Source organism: Tenacibaculum dicentrarchi (assembly GCF_964036635.1).
GTDB lineage: Bacteria > Bacteroidota > Bacteroidia > Flavobacteriales > Flavobacteriaceae > Polaribacter > Polaribacter dicentrarchi.
This window is the reverse complement of the sequence record NZ_OZ038524.1, coordinates 2,699,021-2,724,993: the sequence shown is the minus strand read 5'-3', so window position 1 is coordinate 2,724,993 and position 25,973 is coordinate 2,699,021. Positions and strand designations below refer to the sequence as shown.

Annotated in this window: 25 protein-coding genes; 4 read left to right on the top strand and 21 right to left on the bottom strand. The window is 30.0% G+C overall.

Going from position 1 to position 25,973, the window contains the following annotated elements; genetic code table 11:
• The first annotated feature begins 18 nt into the window (after window positions 1-18).
• On the top strand, window positions 19-717 hold the full coding sequence (locus ABNT14_RS11955; RefSeq protein ID WP_101903816.1) for a LysE family translocator: 699 nt from the start codon (window positions 19-21) through the stop codon (window positions 715-717).
• Between the two features lie 9 nt (window positions 718-726).
• Here the strand turns inward: ABNT14_RS11955 and mgtE are convergent, their stop codons facing one another.
• From mgtE to ABNT14_RS11870, 18 genes are all read right to left on the bottom strand, one after another.
• Window positions 727-2,076 carry a magnesium transporter gene (gene mgtE, locus ABNT14_RS11950; protein WP_101903817.1) on the bottom strand — a complete coding sequence of 450 codons (1,350 nt, stop codon included), beginning with the start codon at window positions 2,074-2,076 and terminating at the stop codon, window positions 727-729.
• Between the two features lie 59 nt (window positions 2,077-2,135).
• Window positions 2,136-2,945: a 16S rRNA (adenine(1518)-N(6)/adenine(1519)-N(6))-dimethyltransferase RsmA gene (gene rsmA / locus ABNT14_RS11945; protein WP_101903818.1), complete on the bottom strand. Its 810-nt coding sequence runs from the start codon at window positions 2,943-2,945 to the stop codon at window positions 2,136-2,138.
• Window positions 2,946-3,026: 81 nt separating this feature from the next.
• Window positions 3,027-3,356, bottom strand: coding sequence for a DUF4286 family protein (locus tag ABNT14_RS11940; protein WP_101903819.1), 330 nt, complete (start codon window positions 3,354-3,356; stop codon window positions 3,027-3,029).
• Window positions 3,357-3,372: 16 nt separating this feature from the next.
• The gene (locus ABNT14_RS11935; RefSeq protein ID WP_348719388.1) at window positions 3,373-5,106 is read right to left on the bottom strand and encodes a tetratricopeptide repeat protein; all 1,734 of its coding nucleotides are present in this window, start codon (window positions 5,104-5,106) and stop codon (window positions 3,373-3,375) included.
• A 574-nt stretch (window positions 5,107-5,680) separates the two neighbouring features.
• Complete coding sequence (serS, locus tag ABNT14_RS11930; protein ID WP_101901881.1) at window positions 5,681-6,955, bottom strand: serine--tRNA ligase; 1,275 nt, start codon at window positions 6,953-6,955, stop codon at window positions 5,681-5,683.
• A gap of 67 nt (window positions 6,956-7,022) precedes the next feature.
• Entirely contained in the window at window positions 7,023-7,214 is a 192-nt protein-coding gene (locus tag ABNT14_RS12390; protein WP_159459516.1) for a helix-turn-helix domain-containing protein, read from the bottom strand.
• A 363-nt stretch (window positions 7,215-7,577) separates the two neighbouring features.
• Window positions 7,578-8,504 carry a bifunctional riboflavin kinase/FAD synthetase gene (locus ABNT14_RS11925; RefSeq protein ID WP_101901876.1) on the bottom strand — a complete coding sequence of 309 codons (927 nt, stop codon included), beginning with the start codon at window positions 8,502-8,504 and terminating at the stop codon, window positions 7,578-7,580.
• A 118-nt stretch (window positions 8,505-8,622) separates the two neighbouring features.
• A complete protein-coding gene (locus tag ABNT14_RS11920; RefSeq protein ID WP_101901873.1) occupies window positions 8,623-9,258 on the bottom strand; it encodes a carbonic anhydrase family protein in 636 nt (211 codons plus the stop codon).
• A gap of 75 nt (window positions 9,259-9,333) precedes the next feature.
• Window positions 9,334-10,917, bottom strand: coding sequence for a SulP family inorganic anion transporter (locus ABNT14_RS11915; protein WP_101901870.1), 1,584 nt, complete (start codon window positions 10,915-10,917; stop codon window positions 9,334-9,336).
• Between the two features lie 78 nt (window positions 10,918-10,995).
• Window positions 10,996-11,295: a hypothetical protein gene (locus ABNT14_RS11910; protein WP_101901868.1), complete on the bottom strand. Its 300-nt coding sequence runs from the start codon at window positions 11,293-11,295 to the stop codon at window positions 10,996-10,998.
• Window positions 11,296-11,360: 65 nt separating this feature from the next.
• A complete protein-coding gene (locus tag ABNT14_RS11905) occupies window positions 11,361-12,122 on the bottom strand; it encodes a tetratricopeptide repeat protein (protein ID WP_101901865.1) in 762 nt (253 codons plus the stop codon).
• Window positions 12,122-13,882 carry a BatD family protein gene (locus tag ABNT14_RS11900; RefSeq protein WP_101901862.1) on the bottom strand — a complete coding sequence of 587 codons (1,761 nt, stop codon included), beginning with the start codon at window positions 13,880-13,882 and terminating at the stop codon, window positions 12,122-12,124. The genes ABNT14_RS11905 and ABNT14_RS11900 overlap by 1 nt, the downstream gene beginning before the upstream one ends.
• Before the next feature lie 48 nt (window positions 13,883-13,930).
• A complete protein-coding gene (locus ABNT14_RS11895) occupies window positions 13,931-14,779 on the bottom strand; it encodes a tetratricopeptide repeat protein (RefSeq protein WP_101901860.1) in 849 nt (282 codons plus the stop codon).
• A 17-nt stretch (window positions 14,780-14,796) separates the two neighbouring features.
• On the bottom strand, window positions 14,797-15,840 hold the full coding sequence (locus ABNT14_RS11890; RefSeq protein WP_101901859.1) for a vWA domain-containing protein: 1,044 nt from the start codon (window positions 15,838-15,840) through the stop codon (window positions 14,797-14,799).
• A gap of 2 nt (window positions 15,841-15,842) precedes the next feature.
• Window positions 15,843-16,850 (bottom strand): vWA domain-containing protein, encoded by a 1,008-nt coding sequence (locus ABNT14_RS11885; protein ID WP_101901857.1) that lies wholly within the window; start codon window positions 16,848-16,850, stop codon window positions 15,843-15,845.
• Window positions 16,837-17,754: a BatD family protein gene (locus ABNT14_RS11880; RefSeq protein ID WP_101901854.1), complete on the bottom strand. Its 918-nt coding sequence runs from the start codon at window positions 17,752-17,754 to the stop codon at window positions 16,837-16,839. Before ABNT14_RS11880 ends, ABNT14_RS11885 begins: the two co-directional genes overlap by 14 nt.
• A 32-nt stretch (window positions 17,755-17,786) precedes the next feature.
• Window positions 17,787-18,650 (bottom strand): DUF58 domain-containing protein, encoded by an 864-nt coding sequence (locus ABNT14_RS11875; protein ID WP_101901851.1) that lies wholly within the window; start codon window positions 18,648-18,650, stop codon window positions 17,787-17,789.
• 9 nt (window positions 18,651-18,659) lie between these two features.
• Window positions 18,660-19,649, bottom strand: a complete 990-nt coding sequence (locus ABNT14_RS11870) for an AAA family ATPase (protein WP_101901849.1) — start codon at window positions 19,647-19,649, stop codon at window positions 18,660-18,662.
• Between the two features lie 207 nt (window positions 19,650-19,856).
• On the opposite strand from ABNT14_RS11870, the gene ABNT14_RS11865 reads away from it, so the two are divergent.
• The gene (locus ABNT14_RS11865) at window positions 19,857-22,481 is read left to right on the top strand and encodes a TonB-dependent receptor (RefSeq protein ID WP_348719387.1); all 2,625 of its coding nucleotides are present in this window, start codon (window positions 19,857-19,859) and stop codon (window positions 22,479-22,481) included.
• A gap of 79 nt (window positions 22,482-22,560) precedes the next feature.
• Here ABNT14_RS11865 and ABNT14_RS11860 read toward each other — a convergent pair whose 3' ends face one another.
• Window positions 22,561-23,340 (bottom strand): UDP-2,3-diacylglucosamine diphosphatase, encoded by a 780-nt coding sequence (locus ABNT14_RS11860; RefSeq protein ID WP_101901843.1) that lies wholly within the window; start codon window positions 23,338-23,340, stop codon window positions 22,561-22,563.
• 63 nt (window positions 23,341-23,403) lie between these two features.
• On the opposite strand from ABNT14_RS11860, the gene ABNT14_RS11855 reads away from it, so the two are divergent.
• Entirely contained in the window at window positions 23,404-23,856 is a 453-nt protein-coding gene (locus ABNT14_RS11855) for a nucleoside deaminase (protein WP_101901842.1), read from the top strand.
• 232 nt (window positions 23,857-24,088) lie between these two features.
• Here ABNT14_RS11855 and ABNT14_RS11850 read toward each other — a convergent pair whose 3' ends face one another.
• Window positions 24,089-24,571 carry a methylated-DNA--[protein]-cysteine S-methyltransferase gene (locus ABNT14_RS11850; RefSeq protein ID WP_431607941.1) on the bottom strand — a complete coding sequence of 161 codons (483 nt, stop codon included), beginning with the start codon at window positions 24,569-24,571 and terminating at the stop codon, window positions 24,089-24,091.
• Window positions 24,564-25,328 (bottom strand): TatD family hydrolase, encoded by a 765-nt coding sequence (locus ABNT14_RS11845; RefSeq protein ID WP_101901839.1) that lies wholly within the window; start codon window positions 25,326-25,328, stop codon window positions 24,564-24,566. Before ABNT14_RS11845 ends, ABNT14_RS11850 begins: the two co-directional genes overlap by 8 nt.
• Window positions 25,329-25,370: 42 nt before the next feature.
• Between ABNT14_RS11845 and ABNT14_RS11840 the strand changes: the two genes are divergently transcribed.
• Window positions 25,371-25,922: a retropepsin-like aspartic protease gene (locus ABNT14_RS11840; RefSeq protein WP_101901837.1), complete on the top strand. Its 552-nt coding sequence runs from the start codon at window positions 25,371-25,373 to the stop codon at window positions 25,920-25,922.
• Window positions 25,923-25,973: the final 51 nt, after the last annotated feature.

The window sequence follows — 25,973 nt, the reverse complement described above, 5'->3', positions numbered from 1 at the left end:
TAAACACAGCGTATAAAAATGGATTTTTACAATTTTAAAAACGCTTTATTTATAGGTTTTATAATGTCGTTTATGATAGGACCTGTATTTTTTATGCTTATAAAAACAAGTATTTTAAAAGGAGCAAGAGCAGCAATTGCATTTAATATAGGTGTTATTTTAGGTGATATCGCTTTTATGCTAATTGCCTATTACGGAAGCAGAAGTTTGCTAGAAAAAATTAAAGACGACCCTCGTTTATTTATGGTTGGCGGTCTTATTTTAATGGTGTATGGTTTTATTACTTATTTTGATAAAAACAATAAAAAAGATGCCCAAATAACGGAGGTCAAAATTATAGAAAGTAACGATTATTTAAAATTATTAGCAAAAGGTTTTGCCTTGAACTGTATAAATGTTGGTGTTTTAGCTACTTGGTTGGGAGTTATTTTAGTTGTTGGACCCACATTAAATATGGATCCGACCGCTATCTTTTGGTATTTTGCTACCATACTTTTAGGCTATGCTACCACCGACTTAGGTAAAATATTATTAGCAAAGCAATTAAAAAATAAATTAACGCCTTTAGTTATTTATCGCATAAAAAAAGGAATGGGTGTTTTATTGATTGTTTTTGGTGTATTGATTATGTTAAAAAGTTTCGTTCCTAAAGAAGAAATTGATGCTTTATTTAATAAAGTTACGCCAGAACAAACCACTAAAACTACTAAAAATTAGTTAGAATAATTAAAAACCGATAATCATTTTAGCAATTCCGAAGTAAATTAAAATTCCAAAAATATCATTACTTGTGGTAATAAATGGTCCTGTAGCAATTGCAGGATCAATACCACGTTTATCGAGAAATAATGGTATAAAAGTTCCTATTAAACCAGCGACAATAATCACTACAAAAAGCGATATAGAAATAGCTATAGCGATTTTTACATCTTGTTCTTTAATAAAGATAAAACAGAACAATAAAATAGCCAAAGCCAACCCATTTACCATGGCTAAAGAAACTTCTTTTAATAGCCTGTCGGTAATGCTTCCTTTTACATCATCATTAGCAATTCCTTGTACTATAATTGCTGATGATTGTACGCCAACATTCCCTGCCATTGCGGCTATTAAGGGTGTAAACATAAATAAAATGGCGTTGTCAACCATTGCATCTTCAAAAAATCCCATAATACTTGCTGCACCAACACCTCCTAATAATCCGAGGAAAAGCCAAGGCAAACGAGCACGAGTTAGTTCCCAAATAGTATCATCAGCCTCTACATCTTGGGTAATACCTGCGGCTAATTGATAATCTTTATCGGCCTCTTCTTTAATTACATCTACAATGTCATCAATGGTAATTCTACCAACTAAAACGCCTAATTCATCAACAACAGGTATTGCTTCTAAATCATATTTTCGCATAATATTGGCAACATCTTCGGCTTGATCAGTAACGCTTACAAAATCTACCTTTGGTATATATACCTCGGCAATAGTAGCTTTTGTTGATGCCATTAATAAATCTTTTAATGACAGTCGTCCTTTTAATTTACCAGCATCGTCAATTACATAAATTGAGTGTACACGGGTAATTTCTTCTGCTTGAATACGCATTTCTTTTTCACAGCGAGAAATGGTCCAATTTTCATTAACTTTTACCAGTTCTTTAGCCATTAAACCACCAGCAGAATTTTCATCATAGCGTAATAATTCTACAATTTCTTTTGCATGTTCTTGGTCTTCAATTTCTTGCATTACTGCTTTTTTCCTTTTATCGGAAAGTTCAGAAATTACATCGGCGGCATCATCGGTATCAAGTTCATCAATTTCTTCCGCAATTTCTTTTGCGGTTAGTTGTTTTAGAATTTTCTCACGAACATCATCATCAACATCCATCAGTACTTCTGATGTTGTTTCGCTGTCTAATAAACGGATAATATATACGGCTTCTTCAAAGGGTAATTCGTCTAATATTTCGGCAATATCAGCATGGTGCATTTCTTTAAAAAGCTCATTAAGCGCATCGTTTTTTTTACTTTCGATGTATTGCAATACCTTATTAAGCAGTTCTTGGGTTATTTCAAATGCCATTTTTTGCTATTTTACTTGATAATCGAGCGTTAAATATGTTTAGTCTAATTATCTAATGTTTAATTATCTAAATTGTCTTTTGCTATTTTATCGGTTAATTCGATAAAACGTGCTACTGATAATTGTTCAGGACGCATGGTAAAAATAGGATCTTGTTTTAAAGTATCAGAAATATTGAATGATTTTAAACTAGAACGCAGCATTTTTCGTCGTTGATTAAAGGCTGTTTTTACTACTCTAAAAAATAATTTTTCATCAACAGGTAAGCTATAATCTTTTTTCCTAGTTAATCTGATAACACCAGAATCTACTTTTGGTGGCGGATTAAAAACAGTAGGAGCTACGGTAAATAAGTATTCTACATCGTAAAAAGCCTGTGTTAATACAGACATAATTCCGTATATTTTACTTCCCTCTTTTTCAGCGATTCTTTTGGCTACTTCTTTTTGAAACATTCCTGCAAATTCAGGTACAAATTCTCTGTATTCAATGGCTTTAAATACAATTTGTGTAGAAATATTGTATGGAAAATTACCAATAATAGCTACTTGTTTTTCATTAAAAAATTCTTTTAAATTTTTCTTTAAAAAATCACCTTCAATAATTTCAAATTTTTTAGCAGTAGTATCTAATTTAATATGCTCTAACGGAAAGGTATCTTTTAAATAGGCAACTGAATCGTAATCGATTTCCATTACCGTTGTTTTGGTTTCTCTTTCTAATAAGTATTTTGTTAACACGCCCATTCCAGGACCAATTTCTAATACATTATCGTAGCCTTTTCCAATTAAAGCATCGGCTATTTTTTTAGCGATATCTTCATCAGTTAAAAAATGTTGTCCTAGGTGTTTTTTTGCTCTTACTGTCATGGTCTTAAATTAAGATAAAAAAGGGTTAGAAACAAGCATCAAAAAGAGCGCTTGTATTTAATAAATGAGGTTGCCGTATTTTTAATTACTAGCTACCTTAGGAAAAAATTCATTAATTACTTGTAATTCGGTACGAAAGGCTAACATTTTATCGCCAAATTTCTTAAAACTTGCCGCACGAAGTTCATCAGCATGATTGTTATAATAAGCGTCTAAATTTTCACGTGTTTTTGCAGTATATTGAACAGAATAGGTTGTTCCTCCCATTTCTTCTTCTACTAAAACTTGGGTTAATTTTGCGCTTAAAAAGTGTCCTGTATTTAAAACTTCAGGAATATGATTTTCAATCCAAACTAACCATTCTTGGTGTACACTTTGGTCAATATTTATGGTAACATTATAGATATACATGCTTAATTTTCTTAAATTATAATTGATCTGTTCTTAGTTGTCTAAATTGCTTTCGAGCGTCTATTAAATAGATGCTAGAAGCGTGGTCAAAAATAATCTTTTGATAGTATTCTTTTGCCTTTTCAGGGTTATTTAATTTCGTGCGATATAATTCAGCCATTTGATAATATACATCGTCAACATAAATGCCGTTTTTATCTAAAGCAATTATTTTATTGTAATTAAAAATAGCCGCTTCATATTTTTGCTGTTTGATAAAAAGTCCCGCCTGTTTAAATAGGGCTTCGTCTTGAATAGGTTGCCCTTTGTAGTTTGTAATAAGGTTTGTTAAAATACTAATTGCCTGTGTATCTTTGTTTTGAAATGCTAATAAATCGGCTTTTGCATATTGTTTTAAGCCTGTAGAAATGCTGTCTTTAGGCTGATTATCGGTAATTGTTAAAAATAAATTTGCCGCATCGTTGGCAATTAATTGTGTTGCTGAACTTTTTAAAATTTTTAATTGTGCTTTAGCCCAGGTAAAATCGTTTTTAAAATAAGAAGTTTGTGCTACTTTAAAACGTGCTTCTTGCCCTAAAAAATGATTTTTAAATTGAGTTTGTACTTGCGAAAAGTAAATTAAAGCCTTGTTAAAATTGTTGGTGTACACTAAAACTTCGCCAAGTTTGAGTTTTATAGCGGCTTTTTCAAATTTAGAATTGGCAAAAGTTAAAGCCTTTTGTAAAATTTTAATGGCTTTTTCAGGTGTGTTTTCTGTAAACGTTAAATAATTAGCATAGGTTATTTGAATTTTCAAAGTATTTTTACTGATGCTGTATTGACTAAAAATAGCTTGAAATTTTTCAGGAATATTGGCTTGTTTTGTACGAATTGCTATTTTTAAATTATTATTGATTGCCTTAAATTTATCGGTCGGATAATTTGTTTTTTCAATGATAAAATCAAAGCAATTTTTAGCGGTTTCATAGTCTTTGTTTTCTAACGAAATTTCGCCTAATTGATATATTTTATTTAAATAATCAGGGTTTCTAGCTACCAATGCTTTTTGTTGAATTAGCGCTTTAGAATACTGTTTTTGCGTAATAAATAACCAAGAAAGTAAGTCGTTCCAACAATTTTTTGGATTACTGACCGCTTTTCGCAACAAGGCTTTTTTGAATAATATATTGTTTTCATTTTCAGGGTTTTCATCAATATATTTACTGGTATAACGCTTTACATTATTTAAGTATTTTTCATCTTTATCGACTAAACTAACGTAGGAATCGAACATTTTTTTAAAATTCCCTTTTTCGCCATAAAGTTGGGCAAGTTGAAAGCCATAATTTGCTTTCGGATTATTTGTTATAATTTTTGTGTAGGCTTCAATGGCAAAATCTAACTTATTATATTCTTTAAAAAGTCGGGCAATTGTGACTCCGTAATTTCTTTTTTTATCTAAAGAATTTAAGGCGATTTGATATTCTTTATTTGCTTGAATATCTTTTTGTTGTCGTTCAAAATTATAGCCTTTTATGATGTTTAAAAACACCAAATTTGGTTTTTCTTTTATTCTTTCAGATAAAAGAGCATCAGCAACTAAAAACTGATTTGTTTCTTGATAACTGGTTACAAGCCTTTTTAAATAGAGGGTATTATAGGGGCTTTTATTGTGTAACTTTTTATAAAGATGTACTGCTTTTTGGTAGTCGTTATTTCTGAAATAATTTTCAGCGACTATAAATTCATTTTGTTGGGCATGTAATTGCACATTACAAAACAAGCTAAAAATGAGTATATTAAATAGGATAACGGCTTTTTTCATCAATCAAAAATACAGAACAAAATTGTTGTAATTATGATTTGTGTTTTAAATTTTACTGTTTTTTGTGTAAAATTTTCAAAATAGTACAAATGCCTAGCCCCGATTGACGCATTTGTTTGAGCTCTTTTTTATTTTTTTCTTTTGAAAAATAAAAAAAGCGAGTGCGGAAAGCGGGAAATTGCTTCAAAAAAATTTTATAACTAAAAAACTGAATTCGTTAAAGATATTTTATTTCAGTTTTACATCCTGATTTGTCACAATTTTGTCAATTCGAGTGATTTTAATGACTAGAAGGAATTAAAATTGTATCGAGAATTTGAATTCTTTTATGTTAATGAATTTCATGCTAAAAAAGTTCTCGATACAATTTTTTTGAAGGAAAAAAAATTACTCGAACTGACAGGGTATTTGTAAATTTTTGTAATAAAATTTAAACAAGCTCTAAAGGCATTTAAAAACCCCAAGTTTTCAACAAAGAAACTTGGGGTTTACTATTTTATAAAAGTATGTTTTTTAATGATTAATCGATCATATCAAAACCACAATAAGGAACTAAGGCATCAGGGATTTTAATTCCGTCAGCTGTTTGATAATTTTCTAAAATACCCGCTAAAACTCTAGGTAAAGCTAAAGAACTTCCGTTTAAAGTATGCACTAATTGACTTTTTCCGTCTTTATTTTTAAAACGTAATTTTAAACGATTTGCCTGATATGTTTCAAAATTTGAAGCCGAACTAATTTCTAACCAACGCTCTTGAGCAGTTGAATATAATTCGAAATCGAAAGTTAATGCCGATGTAAAACCAGTATCGCCACCGCATAAACGTAAAATTCGATATGGTAATTTTAAATCGCGTAAAATATCTTTAATATGTTCGACCATTTCGCTTAAAACATGGTACGAATTATCAGGGTGTTCGATGCGAACAATTTCTACTTTATCAAACTGATGTAAACGATTTAAGCCACGAACATGTGCGCCATAACTACCAGCTTCTCTACGGAAACAAGGCGTATAACCTGTGTATTTAATTGGTAAATCGGTTTCTTTTAGTAAATCATTTCTGTGGATATTTGTAATTGGCACTTCCCCCGTTGGAATTAAATATAAATCATCTACCGTTGAATGATACATTTGCCCTTCTTTATCTGGTAATTGCCCTGTTGCAATTCCTGAAGCTTCGTTAACTAAATGAGGAACTTGAACTTCTTTATAGCCAGCTTGGGTATTTTTATCTAAAAAATAGTTGATTAAAGCACGTTGTAAACGAGCTCCTTTTCCTTTATAAACAGGAAAACCTGCACCTGTAATTTTGTTTCCTAATTCAAAATCGATAATATCATATTTTTTAGCTAATTCCCAATGAGGTAAAGCGTTTTCGCCTAAGTCGGGAATAATTCCTTCACTAAAAATTTTCTCGTTGTCTTCTTCACTTTTTCCTGCTTTTACAGAGGCGTGAGGAATATTAGGGATTTGATATAATAACTCTTGTAATTTATCAGAAATGTTATTTAAATCTTCTGTAAATTGTTTTGAATCTTCTTTTAACTTTCCTGTTTTTTCTTTTAATAAATTGGCTTTTTGAATTTCACCTGCTTTAAAAAAACCACCAATTTCTTTGGATATTTTGTTCGATTCAGCTAATACATTATCTAAAGAAACCTGTGTAGCTCTACGAGTTTCATCAAAAGTTAATACTTGATTAATAATTGTTTCGGCATTGGCAAAATTACGTTTTGCTAAACCCTCTAAAACAATTTGTTTGTTGTCTCTAATAAACTGAACCTGTAACATCTTTTTGTTTTTTTTAAGAACTGCTAAGATATAAGAAGCCGTGCACTTAAACAACCTGTTTTTGAAGCTAAATTTGTTCTAGCATGATAAAAAAATCTAACATAGTAATATTGAAGTAGTCGCATATTTTTTCGAGAGTGAGTATTGTTATATTAGTTCTTCCTTGTTCAATTCTAGCTAAATGTATGCCTGTATCAATATAAAAATCATTAGAACTAATTCCATTTTTATTACGTAAAATTTTAAGACAAAGTACCATTTTTTTTAGGATTATCTCTTCTTTGGAGAGTATCATTTTTTCACATAAAATTCTAAAAAAGATATTAAAGTAAAATGACAAAGTTGTCATTTTACTTTAATAGAAATGCTTTAAATTTGTGTCATTAATTTTTAAAATTACTTAATAAGAGTTGCTTTTAAGAGTTATCTTTTTTATATCGAGAAGGGGGTGTATTAAAATTTATCTCTTGACGCAACTTTTTGTTTTAAGGAAAATTGAATACAAGTTAACCACTTTGTTAACTAGTTTTTTCTATGACGTTACGCTTAAAAGTTATTTTTAATTCAGATGTTTTGGGAGGGGCGTTATTATTAATTTAGCTTTTAGCGTAATTTTTCAAACTTATTTTTTTAGATACTCTAAACTAGAGTATTTATCTTTTTCAAGCTGGATAACCAAATCGTTTAAAGAGTTGAATTTTTGCTCATCTCTTAAAAAATACAATAATTCTACGGTAATGTTTTGATGATATAAATCGGCTTTAAAATTAAAGAAATTTACTTCAATACTTTGGTTTTTTCCGTTAACTGTTGGTCTGTTTCCAATGTTCATCATTCCAAAAACATTGTTATTTTCAATAGTTGCTTTTACAATATATACACCTGTTTTAGGAATTAATTTATAAGATTCAGGAATTTCAATATTTGCTGTAGGAAATCCGATTTTTCTACCTATTTGTTTTCCTTTAACTATTTTTCCTGATAAAGAAAACGGAGTTCCTAAATACTTATTAGCTGTTTTTAAGTGCCCGTCTGCTAGGTTTCTTCTAATTTTGGTAGAGCTAACAGATACTTGGTCAATGTCTTGTGCTGGAATTTCTTCAACGGTAAAATCGTATAAGTGAGAATATTCGGTTAATTGTGCTATATTTCCTTCTCTATTTTTACCAAAATGATGGTCGTAACCAATAATTAATTTTGAAGTATTAAATTGATTTACCAAAATTGTACGTACAAAATCTAGTGCGGTAAGTCTTGAAAATTCTTTGCTAAAAGGGTGAATAATTAAATAGTCTAAGCCTAATTTTTCAAGATATACAGCACGTTCATCTATTGTATTTATCAATTTAATAGTAACATCTTTTTGCAATACCATTCTAGGATGCGGAAAAAAAGTTAAAAGCACCGATTTTTTACCAGATACTTTTGCTTCGGCAACCAATTCTCTAATTATTTTTTGATGTCCAATATGTACGCCATCAAAAGTTCCAATAGTTACAATTGTTTTTTGCGTTGATTTAAAATCAAAAATGGAATGGATAATTTTCAAGATAAAATTTTTTAGCAAAAATACAATTTGTAAAAGAGCTTTAAAAGTCTGATTAAATTTTATTAACTAAAAAAGCCGAGATATGGAGTCTCAGCTTTTTTAATAGTGTTTATAAATATTACAACATACTTACTTTTCCGCTACTAATATGGTAAACTCCTCCTACAATTTTAATTTCTCCATTTTTTTCCATTTCATTTAAAATAGGACTTTTTTCTCTAATTCTTTCAATAGTTAATAATACATTATTTTCAATTGCTTTATTAACAAATTCAGTATTAGAAGAATTATGGTCTCCAGAAACTTCTTGTTCTGATTTTTTTACAGCTGGTTGAATATTATCTAACATTGGTGTAATATTTCCAAGCTCTACATGGTCACAGGCAGCTTTTACAGCTCCACAGCTTTCGTGTCCTAATACAAAAACTAATTTACTTCCTGCAACTTTACAAGAGTATTCCATACTTCCTAAAATATCAGTATTTTCAAAGTTTCCTGCTACACGAGCAACAAAAACATCACCAATAGTTTGGTCAAAAATTAATTCAACAGGAACTCTAGAATCGATACATGAAAGCACAATTGCCTTTGGATGTTGTCCATCAGTTGTTTGCGTTATTAATGCTTTATGATCTATTGTATGTACTTCATCTCTTATAAAACGAGAGTTTCCTTCAATAAAATCTTGTAACACAATCATTGGTGTTAATTTGTCTTGTATATCTTTTGTTATTGCTTTATTTCTGTGTGGCATAATTTTTTTATTTTTTTAAAATCGTCTTTTATTTTTTTATAAAGAGTACACATTTTTTTTAATATAAATGTGTATTTAAATAGTATTTTTTTTGGTTCTTAAATTAAAAAACTCAATATAACTCGGCGGATTCTTTACAATACCTCTTTCTGATATTAATTGAATATCTATATTTCTTTCTTTTGCTTTAAAGGCAAAATCTTCTAAAATTTCGATGATATCATTATCTAAATATCGTGTTTTTCGAACATCTAATTCTAAAAAAGTTTCTTTAGGTAAGCTGTCTAGTTCTTTTAAAATAGCTCCTTTGTTAAAAAAAGTAACTTCTTCTGCAAGTGTCATTTTAATTTTATGTTTACCATTACTTTTATCTTCAATATGTAAAAAATGAGAATTTTGAAAACTTTTAATTAAAATAACTACAATTCCTACTGTTAATCCTAGAGCGATACCTACTAATAAATCGGCAAATACAATACCTATTACAGTTACTGTAAAAGGTATCCATTGTTTCCATCCTAGTTGAAATATTTCTTTAAATACTTTAGGTTTCGCTAAGTTGTATCCTACAACTAATAAAATTGCAGCTAAAACAGATAGTGGAATTTTATTTAATAAAGTAGGAATTAAAAGTACTGAAATTAATAATAAAAATCCATGAATTATTGTGGCTAACTTTGTTTTTCCTCCAGATTGAATATTTGCTGAGCTTCTTACAATAACCTGTGTAATTGGCAAACCACCAATAAGTCCTGAAATGATATTTCCTGTTCCTTGCGCTAATAATTCTCTATTTGTTGGTGTTACATTTTTATCAGGATCTATTTTATCTGAAGCTTCCACACATAACAATGTTTCTAAACTAGCCACTAACGCAATAGTAAAAGCAGTAACCCAAACTTGTGGGTTTGTAATAGCACTAAAATTAGGAAAGCTAAACTGTCCTAAGAAAGAATCTAAACTATCAGGCACTGGTACGCTTACTAAATGCGTTGTATTTATACCATATTTAGTGTTTTGAGTAATAAAATAATACACAATACCTGCTACAACTGCTACTAAAGGACCTTGTATTATTTGAAATATTTTTCCTTTTTTAGATAAAACACTACTCCATAGTAATAATATTGCTAAACCAATAAACCCAATGATTGTAGCACCTAGATTAATATTATCAACAATATTTAAAATAGCAGAAAAGGTATTTTCACCAGAAGCTTCTATAAAACTATCAGCACCTTCAGGTTCGGCATCGTAGCCAAAAAAGTGAGGGATTTGTTTTAAAATAATAATAATACCAATACCTGTTAACATTCCCTTAATAACTGAAGAAGGAAAATAATATCCAATAATCCCTGCTTTTAAAAAACCAAAAACTACCTGAATAATACCGCCTAAAACTACGGCAACTAAAAAATTTTCATAGCCACCTAAAGTACCAATAGCAGTTAAAACAATTGCAGCTAAACCAGCTGCCGGACCACTAACCCCAATTTTAGAGCCACTTAAAGCTCCTACTACAACCCCTCCTATAATTCCTGCAATTAATCCAGAAAAAAGTGGTGCTCCACTAGCTAAGGCAATACCTAAACATAAAGGTAATGCAACGAAAAATACGACTACACTTGCTGGTAAATCGTTTTTAATATATTTGAACATATATATAAGTAATTTTCCTCTAAGCTTTATAAACTTAGAGTATTTTAATAAGAAATAATTTTTTGTAATATTTAGAAATTATACAAAAAATCTAGGAGGAGGGGTAGTTATTTTTAAAAATTGAGAAATATAATTTTTAGAATAAAAAATTACATTCTCTATTTTTTTAATTTTTATGAAAAATAAATTTAAATCAGTAGTTTGATATAACTTTAATTCTTTAGAAGCTCCCTCAATACTACTTTCTTCTTCTTCCTCTTCGTTTAAGTCTAAAAAAATGGTAATATCTTGGTTGCTATCAATTAAAGTTATAATTGTAGGTACAGCAATTATGCTCATAAATAAGATAGAGAAAAAAATTGCAATTTTTACTTTCAACTGATTGATTTTAATAATAAATGCAAAAATAAGAAAGGTTTTCTAATTTTTGAGTTAAATTATATCTAATAATTATGTAACACCTTAATTGAGTTTGTTATAACCCATCCTATTTTACCATCAGCTAATTTAATTTTATTCCAAGTATCAACAGTATCTAATATTTTTACTTTTGTACCTTCATGTAATGTGAAAATTTCATCAGCATCTTTTGTTGGTGCATTTTTTACATCAACTACTTCTGAAAAAATAATAGCCTCTATATTGTTTTTTGATTGATTATACTGTAAATAAGTAATACTTAAAGTGATAATTAATAATAAAAAGGAAATAGTACTAGTTATAAAAAATAATCTTTTTTTGTTCGGAGTGTATGAAAAATAGTACAAAATAAATAAAACACTAGCTAAAAAAGAAAGCAGAATTACAAATATAGCCCAAGTATTATAAGTGAATTTTTGCAATAAATTTTTATTTATCCTTTGAAGAAAAGTAAGTGGTAATTCTTCAATTCTATCTAAAGTTAAGCGTTTTGCGATGATTAAATTATTCTGAGCATCTTCATTTAATGGATTTAATTGAATTGCTTTTTCATAATTATAAATAGAAGGCGCTATTTTGTTTAATTTATAATAGCTATTTGCTAAATTATAATACAATTCTGATGAAACATTTTCAGTTTTTTCAAGTTGTTTATATAATTTAATAGCTTTTGTGTATTTCCCTTCTTTATATAATGTATTTGCGTTTGCAAACAATTCATCAGTAGTTTGAGCCAATAAAATACTTGATATAAAAAACAATGTAAGTATAATAATTTGTTTCATTATAGTTGCTTGTCTAATTGAGTGATTATTTGTTTTGCATTTTCGTATTCTTCTTTCATCTGTACGTTTGTAATTGGCGTATATCTTGCTAAATCACAATTTTGTAATACTTCAATAAAACTTGTTATTGTTGTACTTTCAACTTGTCTTTCTTCTAGTAAATGAGTTATTTTTTCACTATTGATATCAGTTGTTTCTATACCTAGTTTTGCTTTTAAATAATTATGTAAAGCTCTTTCTAATGATTCATAAAAAGCGTCTTTATTTCCTAATTTATTTACAGCTTCTGATAAATATTTTTTAGCTAGTTTATCTGCTTTTCGTAATTTATTTCCAATAATATCTCCGTCTCGTTCTTCTTTTTTCTTTTGGATAAAAATACTAATAGGAATGGCTAATATTGGTAACAATAATAAAATATAAAAAAGTATAGATTTAAAAAAATCTGATTTTTTTAAAGATTCGAAACTTGTTGAAGTTTGAATATATTTAAAATCATTTCCAGTAATTTTTACTTTTTGTTTATTTTCTGTGTTTAATTTTGGAGTAGGCAAGGTTTTTCCTTCTAAAACATCAACATATAAATCATTGGTAGTAATTGTTTTATATTTTTTTTCTTTCGGATTAAAATAAGAAAAATTTGTTTTCGGAATTTTATATTTCCCTTTATATTCAGGTACTACGGTATAAGTATCATTTACAGAACCTCTTAATCCGCTTGCGGTAATACTAACACTTTCTTTTCTTTCAGGTTGATAAATTTCAAGTTCTTTCGGTGTTATTATTTTAGGAAGTTCAAATAATTTTAAATTTCCTTTACCACTAACATTTACTTTTATTTGAGAAGATTCATTGGCTTTTAAGTTATTTTTATTTAAAGCAACATTAAAACTAAATTCACCTACTGCACCCGTAAAATTTTCAGGTTTATTTTCAAGAGGTAAAGGTTTAGCGTTTACTACTTTTTTTGCAGAATAAAACTCTTTACGAACTTGTTTTGTAATTACGTTTCCAAAAAAATCAGCACGACCTGTAGGAACAGCTACTACAATATCCATTTTCATAGGGTCTATAGTTAATTTTCCTTCTTTTGTAGGTACTAATAAAGCTTTATGCATTACAGCATATCTATAGCGTTCATTATTATATTCACCTATTTTTACAGGTGTTTCGTTTCTTTTAATTTCTTGATTCCAAAATCCATTATATTGTGGGTTTTTGGTAACAGCATGGTCATAAATACCTATATTTTCACTAAAATACAATCGATATTCAACATAAATAGCTTCACCAACATAAGGTTGAGATTTAGAAAGTTCGGCAACTAAATGTATATTTTGTTGTGCTATATAATTAGGGTCGTTAGGGTTTTTAGGAACTTCAACGGCACTTAATACAATAACTTTTATTGTGTTTGATTTTACTATTTCCCCATCTATTTCTATTGTTGCAGATGGTATATTATATTCTCCCTTTCGTTTTGGTTGAATAATATATGTATATGATTTTTTAAAGGATACTTTACCATTTATCCAAGATTGACTAACCGATTGACTAGGTCCTCCAACAATTTTAAAATTTTTAAAGTTAGGAGGTGTAAAGTTATCAGCTCCTTGTTGGCTAATAGTAAACTCGATACGTAAACGTTGATTAACACCTAATTTATTTTTACTTACTGTTGCTTTTAATGCTGATTCTTGTGCATTAACAGTAAATGTTATAAAACAGATTAATAAAGATATGTATAGTTTTAATTTCATATTCATTTTAAAAACGTAAAAATTAGTAAGGTTTTAAAAGTTGGAAAATTACCAATCTTTTTCTTGTTTTATTTTTTTTCCTTTCGATTTTTTCACATTCATTTTCTTTTGAGTCTTCTTCTCTTCATTATTTAAACTTTCCAACAATTGTTTCATTTGCTGAGGAGACATTTTTGCTTGTTTAGGCTGTGGCTTTTTATCGTCTTTTTTCTGATTATCTTTTTTATTCTGATTCTTCTCTTGCTCTTTTTTCTCTTTATCTTCGCCTTCTTTCTCCTTGTCTTTGTCCTTTTCTTTCTCTTTATTTTTATCGTCTTCTTTCTTATCCTTTTTATCTTTGTCGTCGCCTTTTTTGTCTTTATCTTTTTTATCCTTGTCTTTATTTTCTTTGTCGTCTTTCTTATCCTTATTGTCTTTGTTATTCTTTTTATCTTGCTGTTCTTTCTTTAATTTCTTTTTAGCAATAGCAAGGTTATAACGTGTTTCATCGTCATTCGGATTTTTACGTAAGGCATTTTTATAAGCATCAATAGCAGGTTGATACTGTTTTTGCTCCATCATAGCATTTCCTATATTATGATATGCTGCTGCTTTTGATAATTTATCAGTCGCTGTTTTTGTGGTAAGTTCAAATTGTTCTACTGCTTCTTTATATTTTTTTTGCTGATATAAAGTATTACCAAAATTATAACTTGCTTTATCGTACGTACTATTTTTATCTAATGCTTTACGATATAAAATACTAGCATCATCAAACTTTTGCTTGTTGTAAAGCTTGTTTCCTTGGCGTAATAATGCCCTTGATTCTCGCTGTAATTTTAACGTGTCTATTTGTGCTGATATTTGTATTGTTATCAGTATAAATAATAAGAATAGTATATTTTTTGGTTGTTTCATTTTCTATAAAATTGCCGTTACGACTCTTTTTCGTTAAACAAATCTGCTTTTTTAACCCATTTTGTTTTTCTTTCGAAGAAAAATAAATCGATAATTAAAAATAGTAAACCGATTCCTAAAAACCATTGAAACTGATCTTTATAATCAGAAAATTGTTTGGTTTCAAATTCACTTTTTTGAGCATTTGTTATAATTTTTTCGATAGCATTTACAGGATTTGACGTTTTATTTCCATCGATATATTTTCCTTCCGAAGCTTCGGCAATATCTTGTAAAACATCCGATTTTCTTTTGGTAATAACCGTTTGTCCTTGATTATCTTTTTTATAACCAACTAATGCACCGTTTCTTTTTATAGGAATTGGAGCTCCTTTTTCTGTTCCAACACCAATGGTATATACTTTTACGCCATCATTTGAAATATTTTGAGCAAGTTGTTTTGTTTCTTCTTGATGGTCTTCTCCATCAGAAATAATAATTAAAAAACGATTGGTTTGTTCATCATTATTATAATAGGTTTTAGCTAAATTTAAGGCTTCATTTATTGCTGTTCCTTGGCTTGAAACCATATCAGGATTGGCATTTTGTAAAAACATTTTAGCTGATGCATGGTCTGTAGTAATTGGCAATAACGGATACGCATTTCCTGCATAAATAATAATACCAACTCTGTCGCTACCTAATTTATCAATAATTTTTGAAATGATTTGTTTTGATTTTTCTAACCTGTTTGGAGCAATATCTTCTGCTAACATACTTTTAGAAACATCCAAAGCAAAAACCACATCAACACCTTCTCTTTTTACGGTTTTCAGTTTTGTTCCCATTTTAGGATTTACTAACGAAACAATTAAAAAAGAGATTCCTATTAAGAAGAAAATCAATTTTAAAACCGATTTAAAAGTAGATGAATTAGGTGCGATTTTAGCTAACATTTTAGCGTTAGTAAATTTTTTTTGAGTGCGTTTTTTCCACCATAAAACAAATAAGAAAACAATAATTAATATCGGAATAATTGCAAATAGCCAAAAATATATCGGTTCTTCTAATCTGTATAACATGTTTATATAAAACTTTTAAATAGTGTGTTTTTTAATAAAAATTCTAATAATAAAAAGATACCTGCAATACATACGAATATTCTGTAATTTTCGGTATAATTATAATATTTAAATTCTTCTATTTTTGTTTTTTCAAGCTTATTTATTTCGCTATAAATGGCTTTTAATTTAGAGTTGTCGGTTGCTCTAAAGTATTTACCATCTGTTTCTTTTGCTATGTTTTTTAATAGCTTTTCGTCTATTTCTACTTGTTGATTTCTAAAAGAAATTTTTCCTGTTCTAGGGTCTTTTGCCCAAGGAAAAGGAGCCATTCCATTTGTACCAATACCAATTGTATATACTTTAATTCCGTTTCCTTTTGCTAGTTCGGTTGCGGTATTTGGGTCTACAAAACCAGCATTATTTACGCCATCGGTTAAAAGGATAATCACTTTACTTTTAGCCTTACTTTCTTTTAATCGATTTACGGCAGAACCTAGGCCCATTCCAATAGCTGTTCCGCCATCTAATTGACCCCATTTTATTTCTGAAATTGTTCTTTTTACAATTGATTTATCGCTAGTAATAGGTGTTTGAGTAAAACTTTCACCTGCATAAACTACAATTCCGATTCTGTCATTTGGTCTTTGATTAACAAAATCAACAGCGACTTTTTTCAGCGCTTCTAATCGATTTGGTTTTAAATCTTTTGCCAACATACTTGCAGATACATCAATTGCCATAACAATATCAATTCCTTTATTCGATTTGGTTTTTTTACTAACAGCTACATTTCTAGGTCTTGCTAAACCAACTATTAAACAAGCTAATGCAAGTAATCTGAAAATATATAATAATGGTTTTAGTTTTGGTAAAATTCCGCCATTTATTTTAAATCCTTTTACACTTGAAATGGTTAATTGTGCGCTGTCTTTTTTTCTAGAATAAAAATTCCAAAAAGCCAATAAAGGTATCAATATTAGCAACCATAAAAATTCAGGATTATGAAACTCAAAGTTATTCCACTTCATCTTCTATTGCTTCTTTTTTAGGTTTTAAATTATCGATAATGCTTTTAGCATCTTTACGATCTTGTTCAATTTCATAATCCATCGGTTTCGATTTTGCAAACTTTACCAAATCAGATTCTTGTAATAATTTTTTTAATTTATCGATAGTTTCTTTATCTGTTTCAATCGATTTTATATTGTTAAAATCATTTAAAACATCCATTAATTCATCGGTTGTAATTTCTAAAGCGGGTAATTTTAATTCTCTTTCAATATAACCTCTAACAATATTTGTTAGTTCACTATAATATTTTTTTGTTTGATTATTTTGCCACAATAATTTTTTATCTAAAGCTTGTAATTTTTCAATAGCTTCTTCATACGGAGGCAATAATGGAACAATAATTTCTTCTTTAATTTCTTTTTTCTTTCTGATAATAAAATAATAGAGTAGTGCTCCGATTAAAATAAGTAGTGCTATTACCCACCAAAAATACTGTTCAAAATCATTATATTGATATCCTTCAGTTTTGATTCCTTTGATAGGGAATTTTTGAGCTTTTGTAGTATCAATAGCAATTGTAGCTACGTTAACAAGTAAACTATCGGTTAAATAAGCTTGATTTTTAATAAAAATTTGTTGTTGCGGAATGTAAAAAGCTCCACTATCAAAACCAGTTAAAATATATTTTTGAATTATTTTATTATTGATTTTTTCAATTTTTAAAGAATCAACAACTTCTAATCCTTTTAAGTTTTCTAATTTAGGAATGATGACATTTTCCGTTTCATTCACCGAAATTTTATATTGAAATTGTTCACCAATACGAATATTAGTAGTATCAATTTCAACCTGTATTTTGTCTGATTGTGAAAAACCAACGCAATATATCAGTAAGAATATGTAAAGTAATGTATTTCTCATTTTTTATGCTGTCAATTTAAAATAGGCAATGCTTATTTTCGTTTAAAATAGCCTAATAATTTTTTTACATAGCTTTCATCTACTCGACTATTAATCGTTCCTGAGCCACTTTTCTTAAAAGATGTTTCAAAATAATCGGCTAAACGTAAAGCATTTTCTTTGTATTGATTTCTAACAGATTTAGAACTTGTATTTACTAAATGAATATTTCCTGTTTCAGCATCTTGCATTGGAACCATTCCTAAATTAGGAATTTCTTCATCATGTTTATCATAAATTCTGATACCAGTTATATCGTGTTTTTTACCAACAAGTTTTAAAGTACGTTCATAATCATCATCCATAAAATCAGAAAGCACAAAAACAATGGCTTTCTTTTTGGTGATGCTTGATAAAAACTTTAAAGCCTCATTAATATTTGTTTGTTTGCTTTCTGGTTTAAATTCGATTAATTCTCGAATAATTCGCAATACATGACTTTTTCCTTTTTTAGGAGGAATATAAAGTTCCATTTTGTCAGAAAATAAAATCAAACCTACGTTATCGTTATTTTTGGTAGCAGAAAATGCTAGTGTTGCAGCAATTTCGGTAACGGTATCTTTTTTAAATTGCTCAGAAGTACCAAAAGATTCAGAACCAGAAACATCAACAAGTAACATCATAGTTAGCTCACGTTCTTCTTCAAAAACTTTAATATGAGCTTCGTTATAACGTGCGGTAACATTCCAATCAATAGCTCTAATATCATCACCATATTGATATTGGCGTACTTCAGAAAAAGTCATACCACGCCCTTTAAAAGTTGAGTGGTATTCTCCTCCAAAAATATGATTAGACAACCTACGTGTCTTAATTTCTATTTTACGAACTTTTTTTAGTAATTCTTTAGTGTCCATACTTTATAATTAAGGCACTTGTACTTCATTAATTATAGCATCAATAATATCAAGCGAAGTAATATTTTCTGCTTCTGCTTCATAAGTAATTCCAACTCTATGACGTAATACATCGTGTACAATTGCACGAACATCTTCAGGAATTACATAACCTCTTCGTTTAATAAAAGCGTAACATTTAGCTGCTTTAGCTAAGTTGATACTTCCACGAGGTGAAGCTCCAAAACTAATTAATGGTTTTAATTTTTCTAAATTATATCTTTCAGGATAACGAGTTGCAAAAATAATATCAAGAATATATCTTTCAATTTTCTCGTCCATATATACTTCATTTGTAATTTTACGAGCTCTTAAAATATCTTCTACAGAAATTACAGGATTTACTTTTCCAAAACTTCCGTTTAAATTTTGACGCATAATTAATTGTTCGTCTTCAATTTTTGGATAATCAATAACTGTTTTTAACATAAAACGGTCAATTTGAGCTTCAGGAAGTGTATATGTTCCTTCTTGTTCTACGGGGTTTTGTGTTGCCATTACTAAAAATGGTTCTTGTAACTTAAAAGTTTCATCACCAATAGTAATTTGACGCTCTTGCATTGCTTCTAATAATGCAGATTGTACCTTAGCGGGCGCACGGTTAATTTCATCAGCTAATACAAAGTTGGCAAAAATGGGTCCTTTTTTAATGGTAAACTCATTTTGTTTTACGTTGTAAATCATTGTTCCTACAATATCGGCAGGTAATAAATCGGGTGTAAATTGAATACGACTAAAACTGCCTTGTACAGCTTTAGATAAAGTATTAATGGCAAGCGTTTTTGCTAAACCAGGTACTCCTTCTAATAAAATATGTCCGTTACCAAGAAGTCCTATAAGTAATCGTTCAATCATATGTTTTTGCCCAACAATGACTTTATTCATTTCATTTGTTAATACATCAACAAAGGCACTTTCTCTTTCGACCTTTTCATTAATAGCTCTTACATCTACATCCATAGTAATTGAAATATATTATAGTTTTATGTGAAACAAAGCTACAATAATAAGAAAATAACTGATGTTAAAGTATGGTTAAAGATAAAAAACAAGTTATTGTTGTCATATTGTTACTTTTTAGTGTTTAAAATTATTGTTTTTATAGGTTTTTTTTATGAAATAGGTTATTATTGTGAAGAAATTAACTTTTTTAAGAATAATAAAATTATGTTAAACTACCATTTAAGGAAGCGTAAAATACAAATTATCAGTTGTTTTTTATTGATGATATTAACCACAATTACATCAATATTTGGGCAGACAATAAAAGGAAAAGTCGTAGATGAAAGCGGACTTGGGATTCCTTTTGTTAGTGTTTTAAAACAACATACTGTAAAAGGAGTAAGCACCAATGAACAAGGAGATTTTTCATTAGATGTTGAAAAAATGCCTGTTACGTTGGTTTTTTCATCGGTAGGATTTACCACTTTAAGCAAAACAATCACTAAAAATAATTATATCACAATTATTTTAAAGGAAGGAAATGTTTTAAATGAAATTATTTTAACAGGAAACCGATCAAAACCACGAACAATTTTAGATTCCGCTGTACCAATCGATAATGTTAGCGTAGGCGAATTACAAGCAACAGGGCAAACAAATATTGATAAAATGTTAATGTATGCAATACCTTCATATAATGCAAGTAGTCAAACCGTTTCAGATGGAACAGCACATTTTGACCCAGCCGATTTAAGAGGTTTAGGACCTAGTAGAACCTTGGTTTTAGTAAACGGAAAACGTAAAAATCAAAGTGCCTTAGTGTATGTAAACGATACGCCTGGTAAAGGTGAAGTTGGTGTGGATATGAAAAGTATTCCAACCACAGCGATTGAACGAGTAGAGGTATTACGTGACGGTGCATCGGCACAATACGGGTCGGATGCTGTTGCAGGAGTTATCAATATTATTTTAAAGAAAAATATCAAATTTACACAAGTCGATATTACTTCAGGAATTACTAGCCAAGGCGATGGAGCAAATGTTTCGGCATCAGCGAATCATACGCTTACCTTTGGCGAAGGAGGTTTTTTAAATGCGTCGCTTGATTTGAGTTATCAAGATAAAACAAACAGAGCAGGTGAACCAGGAAAAGACGCTTTATTTGACGTAGATAATCAATGGACAAAAGAAAATCCTGCTTTAGGAATGACTATCGGACAGGCAGAAATGAAAAAAGGGGCAATTTTTTTAAATGCTGAATATCCTTTAGATGAAAATACCAAATTATATGCTTTTGGAGGTTTTAACGCCAGAAAAGGAACAAGTTTTGCCTTGTATCGTCCGCCCTATTGGATTACCAATGATTTTGGTTTATTAACGCCAAAAGGAAAAACATACAGCGGTTTTCAGCCTACTTTTGAAACAGGAATTCAAGATGTTTTAGTTACCGTAGGAAGTAAATTTATGTTAGGCGAATTCAATGCCGATGCAAGTGCGAGTTACGGTAAAAATTCGGTAGATTACACCATCGGAAATACCATTAATGTTGATTTAGGAGCAAAAAGCCCTACTTCTTTTGATGCAGGAGCCTATGCTTTTAGCAATATTATTGGAAACTTTGATGTAAGTCGTTCTTTTGGAGCTGTAAGTATTGGTTTCGGACTTGAAGGTCGTCAAGAACAATTCGAGGTTATTAAAGGAGAAGAAGTTTCTTATTATAAAAGTGGTGCACAATCTTTTCCAGGATTACAACCAAGTAATGCTTTAAGTAAAACAAGAACAAATATTGGTGGTTACTCCACTTTAGATTGGGATATTTCAGATAATTTTTTAATTGGTGGTGCGGTTCGTTATGAAAATTATTCAGATTTTGGAGGCAATACTTCTTGGAAAATTAATTCAAGATATAAACTAGGAACTGCAACAGTTTTACGAGCGTCTTACGGAACAGGATTTAGAGCACCATCGTTACATCAGGTATATTTAAGCAATGTACAAACCTTAATTTCTGATGGGAAAATTTCTAATCAAGGAACATTTAACAATGTAAGTTCGGTAATTAAAGGATTAGGCGTTGCCTCTTTATTTGCAGAAACCTCTAAAAGTATTTCGGCAGGTTTAACGGTAAAAGCATCGAACGATTTTACAATTTCGTTAGATTATTACAATGTTAAAGTAGCCGATAGAGTTGTTTTTTCAGGAGAAATTGGCGGGAAAGATGACAACGGAACGCCAAATGAAGCCGTACAAAAAGTATTAGACGAAAATAAGGTAACGAGTATCAAATTTTTTATCAATGCGGCATCTACGAAAACTTCAGGTTTTGATTATACGATGCGTTATAAAAATATTGATTTTGCTTCAGGAAAATTAGCCTTAAATTTAGCTTTAAACGTGAATAAAACCAAATTAGAAGGCGAGGTAAAAACGCCTACTAAATTATCAAATTATAAAAACGCTATTTTTAATAGAAAAGAGCAGTCAAGAATTATTAGTGCCCGACCAAATACCAAAGTTTCTTTTGGTACAAATTATAAACGCGATAAATTTAATGCCACTATAAACAACACTTATTTTGGTGAAGTAACTTGGCAACATGCTTCGGATGCTCAAAAAGACCAAACCTTTGGTGGTAAAATTTTAACTGATGTATCTTTCGGATATGAGCTTTCAGAGGCAATTTCATTTACAGCACAAGTAAATAATTTATTCAATGTGTACCCAGATACTATTGATACAAAAGGCGATGTTGTAACAAATTTAGGCGGTCGTTTTAAATATCCTTGGGAAGTAAATCAGTTTGGCTTTAGCGGAACAATTTTTAAAGCAGGCGTAACTTTTAAGTTTTAAAACGTATTTAAATTAAGATTTTATATATATGTAAAAAGCACCTTTTTTAAAGGTGCTTTTTTTATAATTTATGATATTTTTATGTATATTCTTTTAATGATAATGTATCGTTTTCAAAAACAGCATAAGTAAAATATTTCACCCAATCGCCGGTATTTATATAGGTGCTTTTTTCTTCGGATGATTTTTTAGATACATCAATTTCTAACGGAAGATGACGATGTCCAAAAACAAAATAATCGTAGTGTTTTGTTTCAAGTTTACGCTTGCAATATTGCACTAGCCATTCTTTGTCGTTGCCTAAAAATTTAGCATCATCATCGCCAGAAATCATTTTGTTTTTAACCGACATATATTGCCCAATTCGAACGCCAATATCAGGATGTAACCATTTAAACATAAATTTAAACATTGGAAAAGTAAATACTTTTTTCATTCGTTTATAGCCTTTGTCGTGAGGTCCTAAACCATCGCCATGCCCAATAAAAACTGTTTTTTGGTTGATGTTAAAAACTTGTGGTTTATGATATACAGGAATATTTAATTCTTTTTCAAAATAATCGACCATCCATAAATCATGGTTTCCTACAAAAAAATAAATAGGAATTCCGCTGTCTTTAATTTCGGCAAGTTTTCCTAAAATACGTACAAATCCTTTAGGAACAACGGTTTTATATTCAAACCAAAAATCAAATAAATCGCCTAATAAAAAAATAGCTTCGGCATCTTGTTTTACTTCGTTTAACCAACCTAGAAATTTTTGTTCTCTAGGAAAACTTTTTTCAGGAGTTGGCGCACCCAAATGCTGATCGGAAGCAAAATAGATTTTTTTATTTAGAGTAGTGTTTATAGAAATCAAAATCGTAATTTTTGGTAAAAATAACTAATTTGAGGTACTTTTGTTAAAAACGATTCTAATACCATGGAAATAAATCCTTTTGACGATACTTATTTTATGAAACAAGCTTTGCAAGAAGCTCAAATAGCTTTCGATAAAGGCGAAGTTCCTGTAGGTGCTATTGTTGTTTTTAAAGATAAAATAATTGCCCGCGCACATAATTTAACCGAAATGCTAACCGATGTAACAGCGCATGCAGAAATGCAAGCTTTTACATCTGCATCTGATTTTTTAGGCGGAAAATATTTAAAAGATTGCACTTTATATGTAACGCTTGAACCTTGTCAGATGTGTGCGGGTGCAAGTTATTGGGCACAAATCGGGAAAATTGTGTACGGAGCTAGTGAGCCGAAATTAGGGTTTTCTGTGTTACAAACCAAGTTGCATCCTAAAACAAAAATTGTAGCGGGTATTTTAGAAGAGGAGTGTGGTTTTTTATTGAAGAAATTTTTTGTAGAAAAACGAAATTTGAATTGATTATTTCGTAGAGACATGATTTATCGGGTCTGTATCACGGGTTTTATTTAAGATTCGCATCTTTATTTGCCGTATTTCTCCTGTTGATGGGATGCTGAAATAAATTCAGCATGACGTTTATTTGCTTTGAAGCAACTATTTCCTAGCCCCGATTGAAGCATTTGTTTGAGCTCTTTTTTTGATTTTTCTTCAAAAAAAAGCGAGTGCGGAAAGCGGGAAATAGCTTCAAATATTAAAATAAACTTTGCTGTTTACAATCACTTTCATGTTCTAGAAGCCATTTTTTACGCCATAAACCGCCAGCATATCCTGTTAACGAACCGTCTGAACCGATAACTCGATGACAAGGAATTATAATCGAAATGGGGTTTTTACCATTTGCCGATGCAACGGCTCGTATGGCTTTCGGGTTTGCTAATTGTTTTGATTGCTGTAAATAAGTTGTGCTTTTTCCGAATGGAATATTTAATAATTCTGCCCAAACTTTTTGTTGAAAATCTGTTCCTTGCGGATTTAATTTTAAATCGAAAGTTGTTCGTATTCCTGCAAAATATTCGGATAATTGCACCACACAATTGTGCAAACAGTCAGTCGTTTTTGTGGGGGTTTCTGTAATTTTATCTACCCAAAAAATAGCCTGAATTCCGTTTGTATTTCCCATAATTTTTGCAATTCCTATGGGAGTTTTGTAATAGGTGGTTTGTAAATTAGACACTAAAAATATTTTTAGAATTTTGTGTGGTAATTGCTGAAATTTCATCAAAAGTTAGCCCGTAAATATCAACTAATTTATCAACAACGTTGGTTAAATAAGCGCTTTCGTTGCGTTTTCCTCGGTAAGGTGTTGGTGCTAAATAAGGCGAATCGGTTTCTAAAACAATATCTTTTATATCGATTTCATTTAAAAACTTATCGATTTTACCCTTTTTAAAAGTGGCAACTCCGCCAATTCCTAATTTCATATTATATGAAATTGCTAGTTTTGCCTGCTCTAAAGTTCCTGTGAAACAATGAAAAATCCCGAATAAATCAGCACCTTTTTCGGCTTCTAATACTTCAAAAACTTCATCAAAAGCATCTCGGCAATGAATTACAATGGGTAACTTTTTTTCTTTTGCCCACTGAATTTGTGTTCTAAAAGCTTCTTGTTGTTGGGTTACAAAGGTTTTATCCCAATATAAATCAATCCCGATTTCACCGATGGCATAAAAAGGACGTTTGTTAATCCATTTTTTTACGTGTGCAAGTTCTTCTTTATAGTTTTCTTTGACATAGGTTGGATGTAAACCCATCATTAAAAAAACATCGTTCGGAAAATTTTTTTCTAAATCGAACATTCTTTCTGTGGATGAACTGTCGATGGCAGGAATAAAAAAACGAGAAACGCCCGCATCTTTTGCACGCTGTATCATGTCGGTTCTGTCTTGGTCAAATTCTTCGGAATATAAATGGGTGTGTGTATCGGTAATCATTTATGTATATTTACAATTAGCAAAACCACAAAAGTACGAGAAATGGCAAGTTTGAAGAAAATATTAAAGAAAAAGAAGTATTCTAAAATAAAACTCCGCAAAAAGGAAACACATCACTTAGAATTAACTGCAAAAATAAACGGCATAAAAGGAACATTTATTTTAGATACAGGTGCTTCAAACTCATGTGTTGGTTTAGATTTGGTGAATCGTTTTAAATTGGTATCGCAAGAAAGCGAAGTAAAAGCAGCAGGGGCAGGGGCTATTGATATGGAAACTCGAGTGTCAGAAAATAATGTATTGAAAATAGGGAATTGGAAAACCACAAAATCTAGCTTGGTTTTGTTTGATTTGGTACACGTAAATACGGCGTTAACTCAGCACGATGCTACAGAGGTTGATGGTATTATCGGCGCTGATATTTTAGAGAGTGGCAAGGCTTTGATTGATTATGATAAAGGTATTTTGTATTTAAAGAAAATCAATGAAAAGAAGCTTAAAAAGCTAGCTGAAAAAGCGGCGAAAAAACAAGGTAAAATAGCCCGAAAAATAGCCCGTAAAAATGAAGGTAATTTATCAAAAGTGCCTTTTTAAATAAACTAAAAAATCTCACAACGTTATGTTGTGAGATTTTCTATAAAATAT

Bases quoted from the DNA above. Each gene is read 5' to 3' on its own strand.
- ABNT14_RS11955 (WP_101903816.1), top strand. From the start codon at position 19: ATGGATTTTTACAATTTTAAAAACGCTTTATTTATAGGTTTTATAATG.
- mgtE (WP_101903817.1), bottom strand. From the start codon at position 2,076: ATGGCATTTGAAATAACCCAAGAACTGCTTAATAAGGTATTGCAATAC.
- rsmA (WP_101903818.1), bottom strand. From the start codon at position 2,945: ATGACAGTAAGAGCAAAAAAACACCTAGGACAACATTTTTTAACTGAT.
- ABNT14_RS11940 (WP_101903819.1), bottom strand. From the start codon at position 3,356: ATGTATATCTATAATGTTACCATAAATATTGACCAAAGTGTACACCAA.
- serS (WP_101901881.1), bottom strand. From the start codon at position 6,955: ATGTTACAGGTTCAGTTTATTAGAGACAACAAACAAATTGTTTTAGAG.
- ABNT14_RS12390 (WP_159459516.1), bottom strand. From the start codon at position 7,214: ATGGTACTTTGTCTTAAAATTTTACGTAATAAAAATGGAATTAGTTCT.
- ABNT14_RS11920 (WP_101901873.1), bottom strand. From the start codon at position 9,258: ATGCCACACAGAAATAAAGCAATAACAAAAGATATACAAGACAAATTA.
- ABNT14_RS11915 (WP_101901870.1), bottom strand. From the start codon at position 10,917: ATGTTCAAATATATTAAAAACGATTTACCAGCAAGTGTAGTCGTATTT.
- ABNT14_RS11905 (WP_101901865.1), bottom strand. From the start codon at position 12,122: ATGAAACAAATTATTATACTTACATTGTTTTTTATATCAAGTATTTTA.
- ABNT14_RS11900 (WP_101901862.1), bottom strand. From the start codon at position 13,882: ATGAAATTAAAACTATACATATCTTTATTAATCTGTTTTATAACATTT.
- ABNT14_RS11895 (WP_101901860.1), bottom strand. From the start codon at position 14,779: ATGAAACAACCAAAAAATATACTATTCTTATTATTTATACTGATAACA.
- ABNT14_RS11890 (WP_101901859.1), bottom strand. From the start codon at position 15,840: ATGTTATACAGATTAGAAGAACCGATATATTTTTGGCTATTTGCAATT.
- ABNT14_RS11885 (WP_101901857.1), bottom strand. From the start codon at position 16,850: ATGAAGTGGAATAACTTTGAGTTTCATAATCCTGAATTTTTATGGTTG.
- ABNT14_RS11880 (WP_101901854.1), bottom strand. From the start codon at position 17,754: ATGAGAAATACATTACTTTACATATTCTTACTGATATATTGCGTTGGT.
- ABNT14_RS11875 (WP_101901851.1), bottom strand. From the start codon at position 18,650: ATGGACACTAAAGAATTACTAAAAAAAGTTCGTAAAATAGAAATTAAG.
- ABNT14_RS11870 (WP_101901849.1), bottom strand. From the start codon at position 19,649: ATGGATGTAGATGTAAGAGCTATTAATGAAAAGGTCGAAAGAGAAAGT.
- ABNT14_RS11865 (WP_348719387.1), top strand. From the start codon at position 19,857: ATGTTAAACTACCATTTAAGGAAGCGTAAAATACAAATTATCAGTTGT.
- ABNT14_RS11855 (WP_101901842.1), top strand. From the start codon at position 23,404: ATGGAAATAAATCCTTTTGACGATACTTATTTTATGAAACAAGCTTTG.
- ABNT14_RS11845 (WP_101901839.1), bottom strand. From the start codon at position 25,328: ATGATTACCGATACACACACCCATTTATATTCCGAAGAATTTGACCAA.
- ABNT14_RS11840 (WP_101901837.1), top strand. From the start codon at position 25,371: ATGGCAAGTTTGAAGAAAATATTAAAGAAAAAGAAGTATTCTAAAATA.